This window comes from Polaromonas sp. P4_F4 (assembly GCF_056401355.1).
In genome coordinates, this window is record NZ_JBFUJO010000019.1 from 74,126 (window position 1) to 91,537 (window position 17,412).

Below are 17,412 nucleotides of genomic sequence, written 5' to 3' on the forward strand. Positions count from 1 at the left end.
CGCGTCAGGTGTCGGAAGGGGTGTTGGTGGCCCAGACCGCGCCGCCGGCACGCAGCTGCGCCGCCACCGCTTCGCCCAGCGCCTCGGCCTCGGAAAAACTGCGCACTACCGCTGTTTTTTGCACCCGCACCAGCGGGGCCAGTGGCTGGCCGGCCGGAGCCTCGGCGGTGGCCGGATCGCCCCAGGCCGCATGGAGCAGCATGCCTTCTGCGGCCGGACCTCGGGTGTAGGCGGCCAGCGGCATGGAGCAGCTGCCACCCATGGCGCGCGAGACGGTGCGCTCAGCCGTCACCGCCAGCCAGGTCGGCTGATGGGCCAGCGATCCGAGGGCCTGCATCAAATCACCGCGGTCGGCCCGCACCTCAATGCCCAGCGCGCCTTGCCCCGCGGCCGGCAGCATGTCGGCGGGCGCAAAGATGCTGCGAATGCGCGCCTGAAGGCCCAGCCGCTTGAGTCCAGCCGCCGCCAGCACGATGGCGTGGTAGTGGCCCTCGTCGAGCTTGCGCAGGCGTGTGTCGAGATTACCGCGCAGCGGCTCGATTTTCAGGTCAGGCCGCAGCGCTTTAAGCAGCACCAGCCGGCGCAGGCTGGAGGTTCCGACCACCGCGCCCTGCGGGAGGTCGGCCAGCGAAGCGAACTGGCTGGAGACAAAGGCGTCGTGCGGATCTTCGCGCTCCAGCACGCAGGCCAGCGCGAAGCCTTCGGGCAGATCCATGGGCACGTCCTTGAGCGAATGCACGGCCAGGTCGGCCCGGCCTTCGCTGAGGGCAATTTCGAGCTCCTTGACAAACAGGCCCTTGCCGCCGACCTTGCTCAGGGAACGGTCCAGGATCTGGTCGCCCTGGGTCGTCATGCCCAGCAGTTCCACCTGCCAGCCCAGACGCGATTCGAGCAGGGCCTTGACATGCCCGGCCTGCCACAGGGCCAGCCGGCTTTCGCGCGTGGCGATGACGATTTTGGGGGGGGCAAGCGGGTTGCCGGGTTGAAACGCTGCAGACACTCGTAACCTGTTCGTAATCCTTGGGGGAAAGTGAATGCTAGCATGCGGGGTTCAAGAACAGGTCCAGAACCAGAGGGTAGAGATGGTCATTTCAGCACGCGCCAGGAAGGTCAATGAGAACGCCAAAGACGGCACCACCACCGGCAAGGCCTCCACCCGGTCCCGGGACAACGAGCGCCCGCTGGTGGAAGACATCCGCCTGCTGGGCCGTATCCTGGGAGACGTGATTCGCGAGCAGGAAGGTCTCATCGCCTACGAACTGATCGAGCAGGTGCGCAAGCTGTCGGTGGCTTTTCGGCGCGATGCCGACCAGGAAGCCGACAAGGCGCTCAAGAAGCTGCTCAAGGGCCTGAGCGGCGAGCAGACCGTCAGCGTCATCCGGGCCTTTACCTACTTCAGCCACCTGGCCAACCTGGCGGAAGACCGCCACCATATCCGCCGCCGCGCCGTCCACGAGCGCGCGGGCGACACCCAGGAAGGCAGCATCGAAGTGGCGCTGGCCCGCCTGCGCTGGGCGGGGATATCCCCCAAAACCATCGCCAGCACACTGGCCCACAGTTTCGTGTCGCCGGTGCTCACCGCCCACCCCACCGAAGTGCAGCGCAAAAGCATTCTGGATGCCGAACGCGACATTGCACAGCTGCTCACGGCGCGCGATGACATCAAGGCGCTGGCGCAGGCCACCAACGCCGCAAAGGACGCCCTCACGCCTCGCGAGCTGGCGGCCAACGAAGCCCAGTTGCGCGCCCGCGTGATGCAGTTGTGGCAAACGCGCCTGCTGCGCTTTTCCAAGCTCACGGTGGCCGACGAGATCGAAAACGCGCTGAGCTACTACGAGGCCACATTTCTGCGCGAAATCCCCAAGCTCTACGCCAACCTGGAGCGCGAGCTGGGCAACCAGCCGGTGCACAGCTTCCTGCGCATGGGGCAGTGGATAGGCGGCGACCGCGATGGCAATCCGAATGTCAGTGCGGACACGCTCAACTACGCGCTGGCACGGCAGGCCGAAGTGGCCCTGCGCCACTACCTGACCGAAGTCCACTACCTGGGCGGCGAGCTGTCGCTGTCAGCCATGCTGGTGGAGGTCAGCCCAGGCATGCAGGCACTGGCTGAAAGCTCTCCGGACACCAACGAACATCGCAAGGACGAGCCCTATCGCCGTGCCCTGACCGGCGTGTACGCCCGGCTGGCAGCCACCCTGAAGGAGCTGACGGGTGGCGAGGCCGCACGCCACGCCGTGGCGCCGCAGAACGCCTATGCCCGGGCCGAAGATTTCCTGGCGGACCTGCGCACGATTGAAGCGTCGCTGAAATCGAATCACGGCGAGGCGCTGGTTGCCCAGCGCCTGCATCCGCTGATCCGGGCGGTCGAAGTGTTTGGTTTTCACCTGGCGACGGTGGACCTGCGCCAGAGCTCCGACAAACACGAGGAAGTGGTGGCCGAACTGCTGGCCGTGGCGCGCATCGAACCCCGCTACGCCAGCCTGGACGAAGCCGCAAAGCGCGCGCTGCTGATCCGCCTGCTCAACGACGCGCGACCCCTGCGCGTGATCGGCACCGCCTACTCGGCGCATGCGCAGAGCGAGCTGGCCATCTTTGAAGCCGCACGCACCGCGCGCGCGCGCTTTGGCAAGGAAGCCATACGCCACTACATCATCAGCCACACCGAAACCGTGAGCGATTTGCTGGAGGTGCTGCTGCTGCAAAAAGAAGTCGGGCTGATGCATGGCATTCTCAATGACCCCCACGCTAGTCACTCCGTGTACGGCGCTGCCCCCCAGGGGGGCGCTCGCGCCTTGGGGCGGCCCGGCGACGCGACGTTCGACAACGGCGCCACCAACGATCTGATCGTGGTGCCGCTGTTTGAAACCATCGAAGACCTGCGCAATGCCGCGCCCATCATGCGCGAGTACTACGCGCTGCCGGGGATCGCCCAGCTGGTGCAACGCAGCGGCGCCGAGCAGGACATCATGCTCGGCTATTCCGACAGCAACAAGGACGGCGGCATCTTCACCAGCAACTGGGAGCTGTACCGCGCCGAGATCGCGCTGGTCGAGCTGTTCGACCAGCTGGCGAACTCGCACAACATCCAGTTGCGCATGTTCCATGGCCGCGGCGGCACGGTAGGCCGGGGCGGCGGCCCGAGCTACCAGGCCATCCTGGCGCAGCCCCCGGGCACAGTGCGCGGGCAGATCCGCCTGACCGAGCAGGGCGAGGTCATCGGCTCCAAATATGCCAACCCGGAAATCGGCCGGCGCAATCTTGAAACCCTGGTGGCGGCCACGCTGGAAGCCACGCTCCTGCAACCGACCAAACCGGCGACCAAGGCCTTTTTGCAGGCGGCTGCCGAGTTGTCACAGGCCAGCATGGCCGCCTACCGCGCACTGGTCTACGAAACACCTGGCTTTAACGAATACTTTTTCGGCGCCACACCGATCCGGGAGATTGCCGAACTCAATATCGGCTCTCGCCCCGCATCGCGCAAGGCTTCGCAGAAAATTGAAGACCTGCGCGCCATTCCGTGGGGCTTCAGCTGGGGCCAGTGCCGCCTGACCCTGCCCGGCTGGTATGGCTTTGGCGCCGCCATTGAAAAAATGCTCGACGCGGGCGGCACACCCGCCACCCGCAAGGAAACGCTGGCTCTGCTGCAAAAAATGTACAAGCAGTGGCCGTTCTTTCGCACCCTGCTGAGCAACATGGACATGGTGCTGGCCAAAAGTGATCTGGCGCTGGCGTCGCGCTACGCCGAGCTGGTGGGTGACGCCCGGCTGCGCAAGAAGGTTTTCACCGCGATCGAGGCAGAGTGGCACCGTACCGCGGAAGCGCTGACGCTGATCACCGGTGAAAAACAGCGGCTGGCCGGCAATGCGGCACTGCAGCGCTCCATCCGCCACCGTTTCCCCTACATTGACCCCCTGCACCATCTGCAGGTCGAGCTGGTGCGACGCTACCGCGAAGGCAAGACCGACCAGAAAGTGCAAACCGGCATCCATATTTCGATCAACGGGATCGCGGCCGGATTGCGCAATACGGGCTGATTTTGAGGTTTACCGGACCTACCCTCCCTACCTGACCTGACCGACGCACCGTTTCCCGCCCCCGTCGGACCCCGCCGCTCGGGGCGCAGGGGTATTCTGGCGCGCCTGCAGAAGGCCGGTAGCAAGCCCTGTTGCAGTAGGCCCTGTAGGCATTGTCCTAGCCAAACTCCGGAGTCGTCTGATGTCATTTCGGGGCGCCCCCGCTTAGCATGGGTGTTAGCCATGGAAAATCCGCGTGCGTTTCGCTGCGCGGTGACTATCCAGACTCATCCCCCGGAGCGCAACAATCATGACGACCCTTGAGATCATGGCCGATTCGTCGTCGGCCCGCACCACCGATTTTGTGTCCGCGGACGCCGCCAACCTGGCGTCCCACATGAGTCACTGCGCCAGCTCACGCAGCCGTTTCTTTGCCCTGCATTCGGCACTTCAATCCATTCATGGCTTGGTGAGCCCGCGCATTGTCACGGTCTCGGCAGTGTTGGCAATCTGCCTCGGCCTGCTTGTCGTTATAGCCTGAGCGTGTGAAAACGACTCCCATCGAACGGCTGGAGTCCTTAAGTCCCTACGCCAGGAAAGTTATTTTTTCCCAGCGCGATGAGCTGCAGGAGCCCATACGCGCGGAGCTCTTCGGCGCGCAGCGGTTTGAGGAGCATGGCCGCAGCCTGGCCGCAGTGCAGACCGTGCGGCCCGCCGGCAGCCCCGACCGCGGGTCGCCCTTTTTCCCCCGTGTGAAGGAAAACATCGCCGCGCTTCGCCAGGCCTACGACTACATCGCCCTGACCTCGCAAAGCGGCCATTACGTGACGCCGGCTGCCGAGTGGCTGCTCGACAACTTTCACCTGATTGAAGCGCAGCTTCAGCAGATCCAGGAGGGCGTTCCCCACCGCTACTATGCGGACCTGCCCAAACTGGCCGACAAGCCGCTGGAAGGCCTGCCGCGCGTCTACGGCATCGCCTGGGCCTATGTTGCACACACCGACAGCGTGCTCGACCCGGTGCTCTTCACGGCTTTCCTGCATGCCTACCAGGAGGTCAGCGAACTCACCCTGGGCGAACTCTGGGCCCTGCCTACCACCCTGCGCGTGGTGCTGCTGGAAAATCTGCGTCGCATGGCCGACCGGATTGCCTGGAACAAGGTCGCACGGGAAGTCGCACACGCCGTCTGGGATTCGGCCGATATCATGAGCGTGCAGGCACTCGATGAGCTGCACCAGCGCCTGCAAAGCCGCGGCCTCGAACGCGGCTACCTGACCCAGCTGTGGCAGCGCATGCCTACGGAACAGGTGGATTCCGCCGTTCCCCTTGTCGGCTGGATAGAACACCATTGCCCCGATGGGCTGGGCCTGATTGGCGAGGGGCAAACCAGCCAGGTCGCGGCCAACCTCACGGTCAGCAACATCATCACCACGCTCAGGCTGATTGGCCAGGTGGAATGGGCCGAACTGATTGAGCCGGTGAGCCATTCGCTGCAGGTCCTGCGCCGGCTGCCCAGCTTTTCCAGGGAAAGCGAGATGACGCGCCAGCAGATCACCCGCGCGATGGAAAGGCTGTCCCAGCAAAGCGGCCGCTCCGAACGTGCCGTGGCCGAAGCAGTGCTGGCAGCCGCCCGGCAGCCCAACAATTCGATGGTCGCGCGAACGGCAGGCTACTACCTGATGGGGCCGGGCCGCCCGCTGCTGGAGGCGGCGCTGCGCCCGCCCGGCACAGCTCTCAAAGCACTGCCGGCCAGACTGACGCGGCGCGCCTGGCGCCTGCCGCTGTATGCCGCGGTCTGGCTGGCCGGCACGGTAGCGGCTCTCTGGTGGGCCGTGCCTGCGCCTGCCGCCATGCACTGGACGGGCTGGGTGGCTGTATTCCTGATGGCGTGGCCTGCCTCCGAAGCCGTGGCCTCACTGATTCACCGCTTGATTGCGGAGTCGACCCGCATCCAGCCGATGGCCCGCCTTGACTTCAGCGCCGGCATTCCGGCCGAGCACCGCGTGCTGGTGGTGATTCCCGCCATGCTCAGTTCCACCGCCTCCAACAGCGAACTCGTGCACCGGCTCGGCCTGCATTGGCTGGCCAGCCGCGAAATCCACGCCCAGTACGCCCTGCTGACAGACTGGGTCGACGCGGACACGCCCACCCTGCCTGGTGACCAGGCCCTGCTCGATGACGCCCTCGCCAGGTTGCGCGCGCTCAACCGCCGCTACCCGCCCGCCGCCGGCGCGCCCCCCCGTTTTGTGCTGCTGCACCGCCCGCGCAGCTGGTCGCCCACAGAAAGTCGCTGGATAGGCTGGGAACGCAAGCGCGGCAAGCTCGAAATACTGCTGCGGCAACTGGCCGAGGGCTCGGCATCGACGTTTGTGCCGGTCAGCCCCGACATGCGCCTGGCAGACGGCGTGCGCTATGTCCTGACGCTGGACAGCGACACCACCCTGCCCGCGGGCGCCCTGCGGGAACTGGTCTCCATCGCCGCCCATCCGCTGAATGCGCCGCAGATTGACCGCAAAGGCCACCGCGTGACCGCGGGTTACGGCATCCTGCAACCGCGCGTGGTGACACCCCTGTCGGCGCACCATGAGCGTTCACCATTTCATGCGATGTTTGCGGGCCAGTGCGGCCTGGACCCTTACGGCAGCAGCGCCTCCGACCTGTACCAGGATGTGTTTGGCCAGGGGACGTTTACCGGCAAGGGGCTGCTCAATGTGGCTGCGGTTCATGCGGTGCTGGACCAGCGGCTGCCCGAAGGCGCGGTTTTGAGCCATGACCTGCTGGAAGGCAGCATCACCCGCTGTGGCTATGTCAGCGACGTCGTCCTGCTGGAAGACCATCCCCATCACACCGGTGTGGCGGCATCGCGCGTTCATCGCTGGACACGGGGTGACTGGCAGCTGCTGCCCCTGATGCTGCGCGCCCGGCACTTCGGTATTGACGCGCTGGGTGTGTGGCGCATGACGGACAACCTGCGCCGCTCGCTCGTCGCACCCGCTGCACTGGCGCTGCTGGTGTGGGTGATCTTCACCGGTGCCCTTTCGCTGGTGACCACCCTGGCATTCGTCCTCTCCGCCTACCTGGCCGGACCGTTGATGGGGGCGCTGGCAGGTTTGGTGCCCACGCGCCGCGGCATTGCATGGCTTCATTTCTTCCATGTAGGCTTGCGCGAGGTGGCACGCAGTTTTGCGGCAAGCGCCTGGCAGTTCAGCCAGCTCGCGGTTCAGGCCGGCCTGATCTCCGACGCCATTGCGCGGGCCCTGTGGCGCATGGCCGTCAGCCACAGGCACCTGCTCGAATGGACCATGGCGGTGCAGGCGCAGGCGTCGGCGAAATACACGATGGGCGCCTTCCTGCGCCGCCACGCGGCGGCGTCGCTTCTTTGCGCGGGGCTGGCAGTGGCCGCGTGCTGGAGCCCGCATCCCTGGGCCGGCCCCGCCCTGTTCCTGCTGTGGGCCATGGCGCCCCTGACCAGCTGGTGGGCCAGCAAACCGGCGGCACGCCCGCTACGGCTGACGCTCGACGCCAGGGACAGGGACTACCTGCATCAGCTGGCCCGGCAGACCTGGCAGTTTTTTGAGCGTTGCGTCGGGCCCGAAGACAACCACCTGCCGCCGGACAACCTGCAGCTGTTGCCCGAGCCGACGCTCGCCCACCGCACATCGCCCACCAACATCGGCCTGTACCTGCTGGCCACGGCCTGCGCGCACGAGTTTGGATGGATCACCATCGCCGACCTTCTCGCGCGGCTGGAAGCCACGCTCGGCACGGTGGAGCGATTGCCCAAGCACGATGGCCATCTGTTCAACTGGTATGAAACGCGCACGCTACAGGTGCTGCTTCCCGCCTACGTGTCGACCGTGGACAGCGGCAACCTGGCGGGCCATTTGCTGGCCACTGCGCAGGCATGCCGGAGGTTAGTGGCCCCCACGTTTGTCGCTGCGCGTGCCTTCGGCGGTGCGCTGCCCCTTTCACCCCATGAAGGGGCGCATTCCGCCTTGGGGCGGCCCGGCGGCGAAACCCTGGCCCCCACGCTTGTCGCTTCGCGCGCCTCCGGCGGTGCGCTGCCCCTTTCACGAGGAGATGGGGCTGAACTTGCCCGGGGCGGCCCTTCGCTGCGTTCAATGGCCCCTACGCTTGCCGCATCTTTGACCGCGGAACAGGTCGCCAGCCTGAACCATCTTGCCGATCGCTGCGAGCGCCTGTGCATGGCGATGGACTTCAGGGGTCTTTACAGCGCCAAGCGTCACCTGTTTCACATTGGCTTGCGCGTGCACGAGCAGGCGCTAGATGCCAGCTACTACGACCTGATGGCATCCGAGGTCAGGCTGACGAGCTTTCTGGCGATGGCCAAGGGCGACATACCGCGGCGCCACTGGCTGGCACTGGGCCGCGCCTTCCTGACGGTCGGCATCACACCCGGGCTCAAGTCATGGTCAGGCTCCATGTTCGAGTACCTGATGCCCTCGCTGGTCATGACCGAACCCGACCAGGGCCTGCTGCATGTCTCGGGCCTCGCGGCGGTCAAGGAGCAGCAGGCTTTCGGCAGGGCAAACCACCTGCCCTGGGGAGTCTCCGAGTCCGCCTATCTGGCGCAGGACCACACCCTCGCCTACCAGTACGCGCCCTTCGGGGTGCCACGGCTGGCCCTTCGCCGCACGCCGCCCGGTGACCGGGTCGTGGCACCGTATGCCAGCGTAATGGCGGCCATGTTTGCCCCGCGGCAGGCAGTTGCCAACCTGCGCCGGCTCGAAGCGCTCGGCGCGCGCGGAGACTGCGGCTTCATGGATGCGGTGGACTTCACGGTCTCCCGGCAGCCGGCGGCGCAGGCGCTCAGCGTGGTCTACAACTTCATGGCGCATCACCAGGGCATGTCGCTGGTGGCGCTGTGCAATGTGCTGTGCGACGAGGCGCCGCGCCGCTGGTTCGCCTCAGCGCCGCTGGTGCAGGCCCACGAGTCGCTGCTTCATGAACGCACACCGCGCCAGATCATCGAGAGTGCCGATCCGCGCACCCTCCCGGAGCCGGACCTGATCGAAGAGGGGCCCCTTTACCAGTCGCGCGATGTGGATCCGGCGGCAACCGGCTGGCAGCCGACGCAGCTGCTGTCCAACGGGCGCTACAGCGTGGCACTGCGCGCCAGTGGCGCTGGTGTGAGCCGCTGGCACGCGCAAAACCGCACGTACAACATCACACGCTGGCGCGACGACCTCCTGCGCGACGAGTACGGCACATTCATTTACCTTCGCACCGAAGGTCAGGCGCGCGCCTCATCTCTCACGTACCACCCCGCGCCGAATCCCGACTGGCATTACTCGGCCATGTTTCTCGCGGATCGGGTCCAGTTTGACGCGATGTCGACCGACCTGGAGGCGACGACCAGCGTGCTGGTGAGTCCGGAGGACGACACCGAGATCCGCACGGTCACGCTGCACAACCTCTCCACGGCCACGGTCACGCTGGAGGTGATTTCATGCCTTGAGGCGGTGCTGACCGACCCGCGCGCCGACGAGGCCCACCCCGCCTTCTCCAACCTGTTTGTGCAAACCGGGTGGCATCCCGAGTGGCGCGCCCTGATCCTGTCGCGCAAACCCCGGCTGCAGGAAGATGCAGGCATGGCCATGGCGCATTTCCTGGCCGATTCCGATGCCAATGTGCGGGCCATCGACTTCATCGCCGACCGGCGCGCCTTCCTCGGGCGCAACCATGTGCCCGCGCAACCCGCATTGCAGGCGCAGGCCAGGCAGGCTGATGGTTCCCCCGTCAATGGGCTCGACCCCGTCGCGGGCCTGCGCGTGCGGGTGCGCATCCAGGCCGGTGGTGTTGCGCGGCTGACTTTTGCGACCGCCGCCGCGGAAACGACCGAGGAGCTGGAGCCGCGCATCGACAAATACCTACAGACGATGCACGTGGAGCGGGCCACCCGGATGGCCGCCACGCTGGCGCAGGTACGTCTGCGCGATCTGGGAACGGATCCGGAAGAAAACGAGGCCCTCCAGGATCTCAACACGGCGCTGATGTACACGGCGGCACGTCCCGGAAGCGATCGCGGCCCGGTGGACCAGCGTCAGCTCTGGCGCTTCGGCCTGTCGGGCGACAAGCCCATCGTGCTGGTACGCATTCACTCCAGCAACGGGCTGGGTCTCGTGCGTGCCCTGCTGCGCGCCCAACCCTGGTGGAGCTTCTGCGGCCTGGCGACCGATGTGGTGATCCTCAACAGCGAGGTCAACTCCTACCTGATGCCCCTGCAGCAGGGCATCCTCGCCCTGCGCGACCATACCCTCCAGCAGGCGGAAAACAGCTTTCCGCGCAGCGATGTCGCCGGTTTCTTCCTGCTGCGCGACCACGAGGTGGCGCCCTCCGAAAAGGCTGCGCTGTCCGGCCTGGCACGCATTACCCTCATCGCAGACGGGCGCCCGCTCCAGCAGCAGGTGGCGGCCTGGAAGGACCTGGCCGGGCCGACGCGCCGGAGCCCGCGCGCCGCCGCGCCCCTGCTAGAAGTGGCGGAAGACCCCCCGTCCGCGCAACCTGTCTCGCCTGTTTCGCTGCAGGCGCCCGCAGGGCGCTTCGACGCCGCCACGGGAGAATTCCAGTTCGACATCGATCGCCAGCACCGCCCGCCGCGCCCATGGATCAACGTGATTTCGAATCCGTCCTTCGGTTTTCAGGTCTCCGAAGCGGGCGCCGGCTACACCTGGGCAGTCAACAGCCGCCTGCATCAACTCACGCCGTGGTCCAACGATCCGGTACGGGATCCCGGTTTTGAACACTACCTGCTGCAGGACCTCGATACGGGAAAGCCGCTCGCCCTGAGCCCCTCCACCGAAAGTGGTTCACAGCAGGCGTTCCGCGTGCGTCACGGCCAGGGCTACACCGTGTTTGAATGCCTGCACGGAGAGCTGAAGGTGGAAACCACCTTCTTTGCCGACCGCAATGACGCCGTCAAGATCGTGCGGGTGCGGCTGCACCAGCAGGGCGCCGGCAAGCGCCGTCTGCGCGCGCTGGCCATGGTGGAGTGGCAGATGGGCGCGGCACGCCACGACCGGCGTACCGTCCATGCCTGGAAAGCCCAGGATCTGCCCGCCGTGCTGGCGCAGCAGCGCGAAGGCCGTGCCGGCTTCGGCGGCAACAGTGCCTTTTTGTCGCTCACCGGCCTGCCCGGTCCGCTGCAGTGGACGTGCGACCGTCGCGAATTTTTTGACGCCGCCGGCGGCCTGGTGCTCCCCGGCTTGCTGGGCCAGCAGACCGGGAGTGGCGTAGACCCCTGTGCGGCGCTCGCCGGAGAGTTCAGCCTGTCGGCCGGCCAGAGCCTGGACCTGTGCTTCATGCTGGGTCATGCCGGCGATGCCGCAGGCGCCGAACAACTGGCACGCACCTGGCAAGTCAGGGATGTGGACGAGGCGCTGGCGGGCGTCAAAAACTTCTGGACTGACCTGCTCGGCAAAGTCGAGGTACGCACCCCCGACCCGCTGTTTGACGCGCTGGTCAACCGCTGGCTGCTCTACCAGACCCTCACCTCGCGTCTTTGGTCCAAGGCGGGCTTTTACCAGGCTGGCGGAGCGTTCGGGTTTCGCGACCAGTTGCAGGACGCGATGGCCTTTGCGCTGATCGAGCCGCAACGGCTGCGCGAGCAGATTCTTCTCAACGCCTCGCGCCAGTTTCCAGAGGGCGATGTGCAGCATTGGTGGCACGCACCCGGCGGCGAAGGCGTGCGCACGCATTTTTCGGACGACCTGCTGTGGCTTCCCTATGCCTGCGCGCACTACATTGCAATGACGGGCGATGCCGGCATTCTTGACGAGAACGTGTTGTTTATTGAAGGGGCGGCCATACCCGACGGCGCGGAAGACGCGTATTACCCGCCCAAGGCCAGCGATGAAACGGCGTCGGTCTTTGAGCACTGCGCGCGCGCCATAGACCGCAGCCTCGCGGTGGGCGCTCACGGCCTGCCCCTGATGGGCACCGGTGACTGGAACGACGGCATGAACCGCGTGGGCCATGAGGGACGCGGCGAATCCGTCTGGCTGGCCTGGTTTTTGTGCAGCGTGGTCGCGCAGTTCAGCCCCCTGGCGGAAACCCGGGGCGAGCGGGCCCGCATGGACCGCTGGAACACCAGCCGCGAGGGCTGGGTCGCAGCACTGCACCGCGACGGCTGGGACGGGCAGTGGTTTCGCCGCGCCTTCTTTGACAACGGCGCACCCCTGGGTTCATCGGTCAATGAAGAGTGCCGGATTGACCTGATCGCGCAGGCCTGGTCGGTGCTGTCGGAGGCCTCCAGCCCACCCTACACCACGCCGGCGCTTCAGGCCATGAATCGCGAACTGATAGACCCCGAGGCCGGCCTGCTGCGCCTGCTGCACCCGCCGTTCGCTACCTCGGAAAACAACCCGGGCTACATTCAGGCCTACCCCCCCGGCATCCGGGAAAACGGCGGGCAGTATTCGCACGCCGGCGTCTGGGCCCTGATGGCGCAAGCGAAAACAGGCGACGCCGAAGCGGCCTGGGAAAGCTTCAAGGCGCTGAGCCCCGCCCACCGCAGCCGGCACCCGCAACGCGGCCCGCAGTACGAGATCGAACCCTATGTGATGGCGGGCGATGTGTACAGCGCCGCGCCCTATGTCGGCCGCGGCGGCTGGAGCTGGTACACGGGTTCCGCCGCTTGGCTGCACAGGGCCGCGCTGGAAAACCTGATCGGCCTGCAGGTGCGCCAGGGCGAGTTTTGCATGTCACCCTGCCTGCCGGCCCACTGGCCTTCGGTGGAGGTCACGCTCAGGCTGCAGGACCGCGTCATCCACATACGCTGGCAGCGCGCCGGTGTCGCAACCGACGGCGATTTCAAGCCCGAATACACGGTGCAGCCCGGACAGTGGCTGCCGCTCGCGGCGCTGGGCCCACGCACTACGCTGCTCGTTCAGGAGGGCGCCGTCACCAACGCCCCCTTAGCGCCAGCGACTGTCTATAGCTGACGCGTTGCACGGGATCCGGGGTCATCCGGGGTCGATTTCCGCCTGCGCCGGGGGCCGGCGCATCCGGCGATGGCGAGCTCAGCCTTGATCCGGCAGGTCGGTTTGCGCGGCTTTTTCACGCGCATAGGCCGCGTGCAGATGCGCAGGCGTGGCGGACTTGCGGCGCATGCGGATATTGAGCATCTCCACCGACAGCGAGAATGCCATGGCAAAGTACACAAAGCCCTTGGGTACGTGGTACTCGAAACCTTCCGCAATCAGCACCACGCCAACAACGACCAGAAACGACAGCGCCAGCATTTTGATGGTCGGGTGGTCAGACACAAAGCGCCCAATGGCGCCGGCAAACAGCATCATCAAACCGACCGAGACGATGACGGCGGCAATCATGACGGGCAGGCTGTCCACCATCCCCACGGCCGTGATGATGGAGTCCAGCGAAAAGACCATATCGACCACCATGATCTGCACAATGACGGCGGCAAACGTGGCCTGCACCGCACTGGAGGCGTGGCCTTCCTCGCCTTCCAGCGACTGGTGAATTTCCCCGGTGCTCTTCCAGATGAGAAACAGGCCGCCACATATCAGGATCAGGTCGCGTCCTGAAATTTCCTGGCCGATCACGGTAAAAACCGGCGCTGTCAGACCCACAATCCACGACAGCACCATGAGCAGCCCGACACGAATGAACATCGCCATGAACAGACCCAGACGGCGCGCCAGTTCTTGCTGCGCCTTGGGCAGCTTGTCGACCAGAATCGAGATGAATACGATGTTGTCAATGCCCAGCACCAGTTCCAGCGCAGTGAGCGTGGCAAAGGCAATCCAGGCTTGCGGGTCGGTGAGCAGTTCCATCATGGCATGGCCTCTTTCTTTTTTTCAATGATCCAGCGCGGCCATGTAGCGACCGCAGAAGTTTTACACCAGTAGGGGCCGCGGGACTGGCTTTGCCAGATCGCAAGCGCAGCGGCCCCCTCGGGGGCAGGGAGCTACACGCAGTGAGCGACCGTGGGGGCTCTTCACCCCAGCCGGGGCCGCGGGACTGGCTTCGCCAGACCGCAGGCGCAGCGGCCCCCCCGGGGGGCAGGGAGCTACACGCAGTGAGCGACCGTGGGGGCCTCATTTCTAAGAGCCCAGAAACTCGCCAATGGGCTTGAGGTCATCAATCCGGTCGCAAACGGACTTGACGATCATCAGAATCGGTATGCCGAGCAGCAAGCCCCACACGCCCCACAACCAGCCCCAGGCCAGCAGACCGACAAAGACCGCCACCGGGCTCAAGCGGCTGGCGCGGCTGGTGAACCAGGGGGTGAACAGGTTGCCCACCAGCATGTGGATGACCAGCGAGGCGCCGGCCACCACGATCGCCATGTCGAGCGAACCAAACTGCAAAAACCCCACCAGCCCCGACGCGCCCGCCGTCACCAGCGAACCCACATAGGGAACGAGGTTCAGCACACCGGCGGCAATACCCCACACCGCAGCGTTGTCCAGCCCGATGAGGAGCAGGGCCAGCCAGGTCAGCACGCCGACCAACGCACTGGCCAGCAGCTGCACCTGCAGGTAGCGCTGGATCTGCCCGGTGATCTCATGCAAGGCCTGTAGCGTGATTTTCTTGCTGCTGAAGCTGGGCGTCAGCTTGATCAGCTTGCGGCGGAAGCTGTCACCGGAGATCATCAGGAAGTAGGTCAGGAAAACCACCACGGTGAACTGGCCTATCAGCGTGAGCAGGCCCAGGGTGCCTGTCCACAGATAGTCCCGCACATTGAACGTTGCCGTCTCAACGACGACCCGCATGGCGCCCCGGGATGATCCGGGAGAGGCGGCACCACTTTCACGCGCTGCCTGTTCGATCTGGGAAGCGGCTTTCTGCACGTTTTCCAGGGCACCGTCTGGCTTGCCATCACGCATTTTGACCGCCTGCCTGAACTTTTGCGCCGCCAGCGGCAACGACTCCACCAACCGGGAAGCCTCATCGCGCAGCGAATACGCGGTCGAGCCGATCGCGCCCAGAATGGCCAGCAGCAGCACCGCGGCGCTGAGCCAGCGCGGCACGCGTTTGAGCTCCAGCCAGTTGACCACGGGCGACAGCGCATAGCTGAAGAGGAGACCCAGCATGAGGGGAATGAAGACCGCCTTGGCCCAATGAAGCATAAACAGGCTGGCCAGAATCGCCAGGATCACCAGCGAGACACTGCGGATGTCTACCGGCATGTGCAGCAGCAGCCGTTCCGGCTCCGGCAAAAGCGCCGCCTCCGTCTCGGCAAGCGGCGTATCTTTTGCGGCTTCTTCAGTCATTGTTGCTCCTCATGGACCCCACAGCTGCAGGCTTTGCCCGTCGTACCGGCAAAACCCCGCGAAAAACCCGCGTGGGGCAGTCCCCGTCATCGTTATGCGTCCATTGGACCTGAACAACCCGCCTGTCGGTGTAGGACGCAGGCACCGGAAGGAATCAGCTGCCGCCCCCGGTCCCGCCAGCCCCGAACCGGCCCACCCGTCATCCCGCGATGGCTTCACGCACCGCACTGAGCTGGCGGCGCGACACGGCCAGCAATTCGTCGATGCCGTTGAGCCGCACCGCCCAGCCTTCGCCTTCCTCGGGATCAAAATGCTTTTCGAGCGCGCGCACCGCGCGCCGCGCGATCAGCGCATTGCGGTGTATGCGCATGAACTGCGCGGCATGGCGCTCTTCCAGCTCGCTCAGTGATCCGTCCAGGATGTAGCTGCGGCTGGCGGTACGCACCGTGATGTATTTCAGCTCGGCCTTCAGGTAGAGCACCTCGGCCAGCGGCACGCGCTCCGTGCGCCCCCGGTCCTGGATGATGAGCATCTCCCGGGATGCATCCGCCTGCGGTCCCGGTACGGTCTGCGCAAGCCGGCTCACCTTCTGCAGCGCCTGCTGCAGGCGCTCCAGCCGTACCGGCTTGGTCAGGTAGTCGATGGCTTCCAGCTCGAAAGCCTGCACGGCATGCTCGGAATGCGCCGTGACAAACACCACGGCCGGTGGCCGGGGCAGGGCTGCAATGGTGCGGGCCAGCGCCATGCCGTCAACGCCCGGCATGCGGATGTCCAGCAATACCGCGTCGAAGCTGTCCTGCCGCAGGGCGTTCATGGCCTGGACCGCATCGCAGGCTTCCGCGGCCACCACCGCCTGCGGCGCCGTACAGTCGCCCAGCAGCGTGCGCAGGCGCGAGCGGGCGAGTGCTTCATCATCAACCAGCAGTACCTTGAGTTTCATGCAGGAATCTCCAGCCTGACCTGAAATACACCATCCTTGAACACGGTCTTGAACTGTGCCTGCACATCATGCAGCAAAACCAGGCGCTCGCGCACATTGGCAAGCGCCAGCCCGTTGCCGCGCTCCCCCACCCCGGCCGGCGTCGAATTGATCACCTTGATCACCACCTTGCCACCGCGCCTGAGGGTGCTTATCCGGAGTTGCGCCCCGCTGGCGCTGGGCTCCACGCCATGCTTGACGGCATTTTCCACCAGCGGCTGGAGCAGCAGCGGCGGCAGTTTGGCCTCATCAGCGCTGGCGTCCAGGCTCCACTGCACCTGCAGGCGATCACCAAAGCGGATCTGCTCTATTGCCAGGTAGCGCTGGGCCAGCGCAATTTCCTGGCCCAGCGTCACGGACTCGGCCGGATCAGCCAGCGCATGGCGAAACAGCTCGCTCAGGTCCTCCAGCACGGCCTCGGCCTTGGCCGGCTCGGCACGCACCAGCGCAATGGCGCTGTTGAGTGTGTTGAACAGGAAATGCGGCCGGATGCGTGACTGAAGCTCGGCCAGCCGCGCGGCGGTGGCTGCCGGCGTGCGCGCCTTGGCACGCCAGAACAAACCCGCCAGCACCATGGCCGACAGCAGGGCGCCCGAGGCGGCGCTGGCCCACCACGGCGCCGGCTGCAGCAGCCCTATCAGAGCCAGCAGACCGCAGCCATAGAGTCCGGCAGCCGCACCCAGTGCCATGCCGGCCAGCCACTGCAGCGAGGTATCCAGCCGGTTCAGCCGCAACTTGAGCGCGCAAACGGCGATCAGCCAGGCCAGGGTGGCGGGCAACACCCCGCCGGTCAGCAGCGAAACCCGCAGCAGCCAATCCATCGGGTGGTTGGCGCCAAACATGGCGCCAACCCCTGCCACCGCCTCCACAAACAGCACCGCGCGCAGCACCACCCCGACATGGCAGGCGTCAAACATGCCGGTGCGCACCGGCGGCCACGCCACCACCTCTTCGTCGGCGGGAATAAAGCTTCCCAGCAGCGTGGACTCCCCGAAGGTCTGTGGATCAGGCAAAGGCTTCATCGTTTGTGCGGGCGTTCCCGGGGTTATTCGGGGTTATTCGGGTTTATGGCAGTGTCTTGTTGCGGAACGCGGCATGGCGGTCAGTCACAGATAAAATCACCGGAAACGAGTATGGCACCGGCCGTGGCCTTCCA

Annotated in this window: 8 protein-coding genes; 3 read left to right on the forward strand and 5 right to left on the reverse strand. The window is 65.8% G+C overall.

The window, feature by feature from the left end; genetic code table 11:
- Positions 1 to 4: 4 nt before the first annotated feature.
- Positions 5 to 1,000, reverse strand: coding sequence for a hydroxymethylbilane synthase (gene hemC, locus AC1DUR_RS18775; RefSeq protein ID WP_477720314.1), 996 nt, complete (start codon positions 998 to 1,000; stop codon positions 5 to 7).
- 82 nt (positions 1,001 to 1,082) lie between these two features.
- On the opposite strand from hemC, the gene ppc reads away from it, so the two are divergent.
- The 3 genes from ppc (at position 1,083) to AC1DUR_RS18790 (ending at position 12,979) form a co-directional block, all read left to right on the forward strand.
- Positions 1,083 to 4,037, forward strand: a complete 2,955-nt coding sequence (ppc, locus tag AC1DUR_RS18780; protein ID WP_477720315.1) for a phosphoenolpyruvate carboxylase — start codon at positions 1,083 to 1,085, stop codon at positions 4,035 to 4,037.
- A 289-nt stretch (positions 4,038 to 4,326) separates the two neighbouring features.
- Positions 4,327 to 4,557 carry a hypothetical protein gene (locus tag AC1DUR_RS18785; protein ID WP_477720316.1) on the forward strand — a complete coding sequence of 77 codons (231 nt, stop codon included), beginning with the start codon at positions 4,327 to 4,329 and terminating at the stop codon, positions 4,555 to 4,557.
- A gap of 4 nt (positions 4,558 to 4,561) precedes the next feature.
- Positions 4,562 to 12,979, forward strand: a complete 8,418-nt coding sequence (locus AC1DUR_RS18790) for a glycoside hydrolase family 94 protein (protein WP_477720317.1) — start codon at positions 4,562 to 4,564, stop codon at positions 12,977 to 12,979.
- A gap of 78 nt (positions 12,980 to 13,057) precedes the next feature.
- Here AC1DUR_RS18790 and AC1DUR_RS18795 read toward each other — a convergent pair whose 3' ends face one another.
- The 4 genes from AC1DUR_RS18795 to AC1DUR_RS18810 all read right to left on the reverse strand — a co-directional run bounded on the left by AC1DUR_RS18795 (position 13,058) and on the right by AC1DUR_RS18810 (position 17,278).
- Positions 13,058 to 13,837 (reverse strand): TerC family protein, encoded by a 780-nt coding sequence (locus tag AC1DUR_RS18795; RefSeq protein WP_477720318.1) that lies wholly within the window; start codon positions 13,835 to 13,837, stop codon positions 13,058 to 13,060.
- Positions 13,838 to 14,104: 267 nt separating this feature from the next.
- Positions 14,105 to 15,277, reverse strand: a complete 1,173-nt coding sequence (locus AC1DUR_RS18800) for an AI-2E family transporter (RefSeq protein WP_477720319.1) — start codon at positions 15,275 to 15,277, stop codon at positions 14,105 to 14,107.
- A 199-nt stretch (positions 15,278 to 15,476) separates the two neighbouring features.
- Complete coding sequence (locus AC1DUR_RS18805) at positions 15,477 to 16,217, reverse strand: LytR/AlgR family response regulator transcription factor (protein WP_477720320.1); 741 nt, start codon at positions 16,215 to 16,217, stop codon at positions 15,477 to 15,479.
- A complete protein-coding gene (locus AC1DUR_RS18810) occupies positions 16,214 to 17,278 on the reverse strand; it encodes a sensor histidine kinase (RefSeq protein ID WP_477720321.1) in 1,065 nt (354 codons plus the stop codon). Before AC1DUR_RS18810 ends, AC1DUR_RS18805 begins: the two co-directional genes overlap by 4 nt.
- Between the last annotated feature and the right edge of the window lie 134 nt (positions 17,279 to 17,412).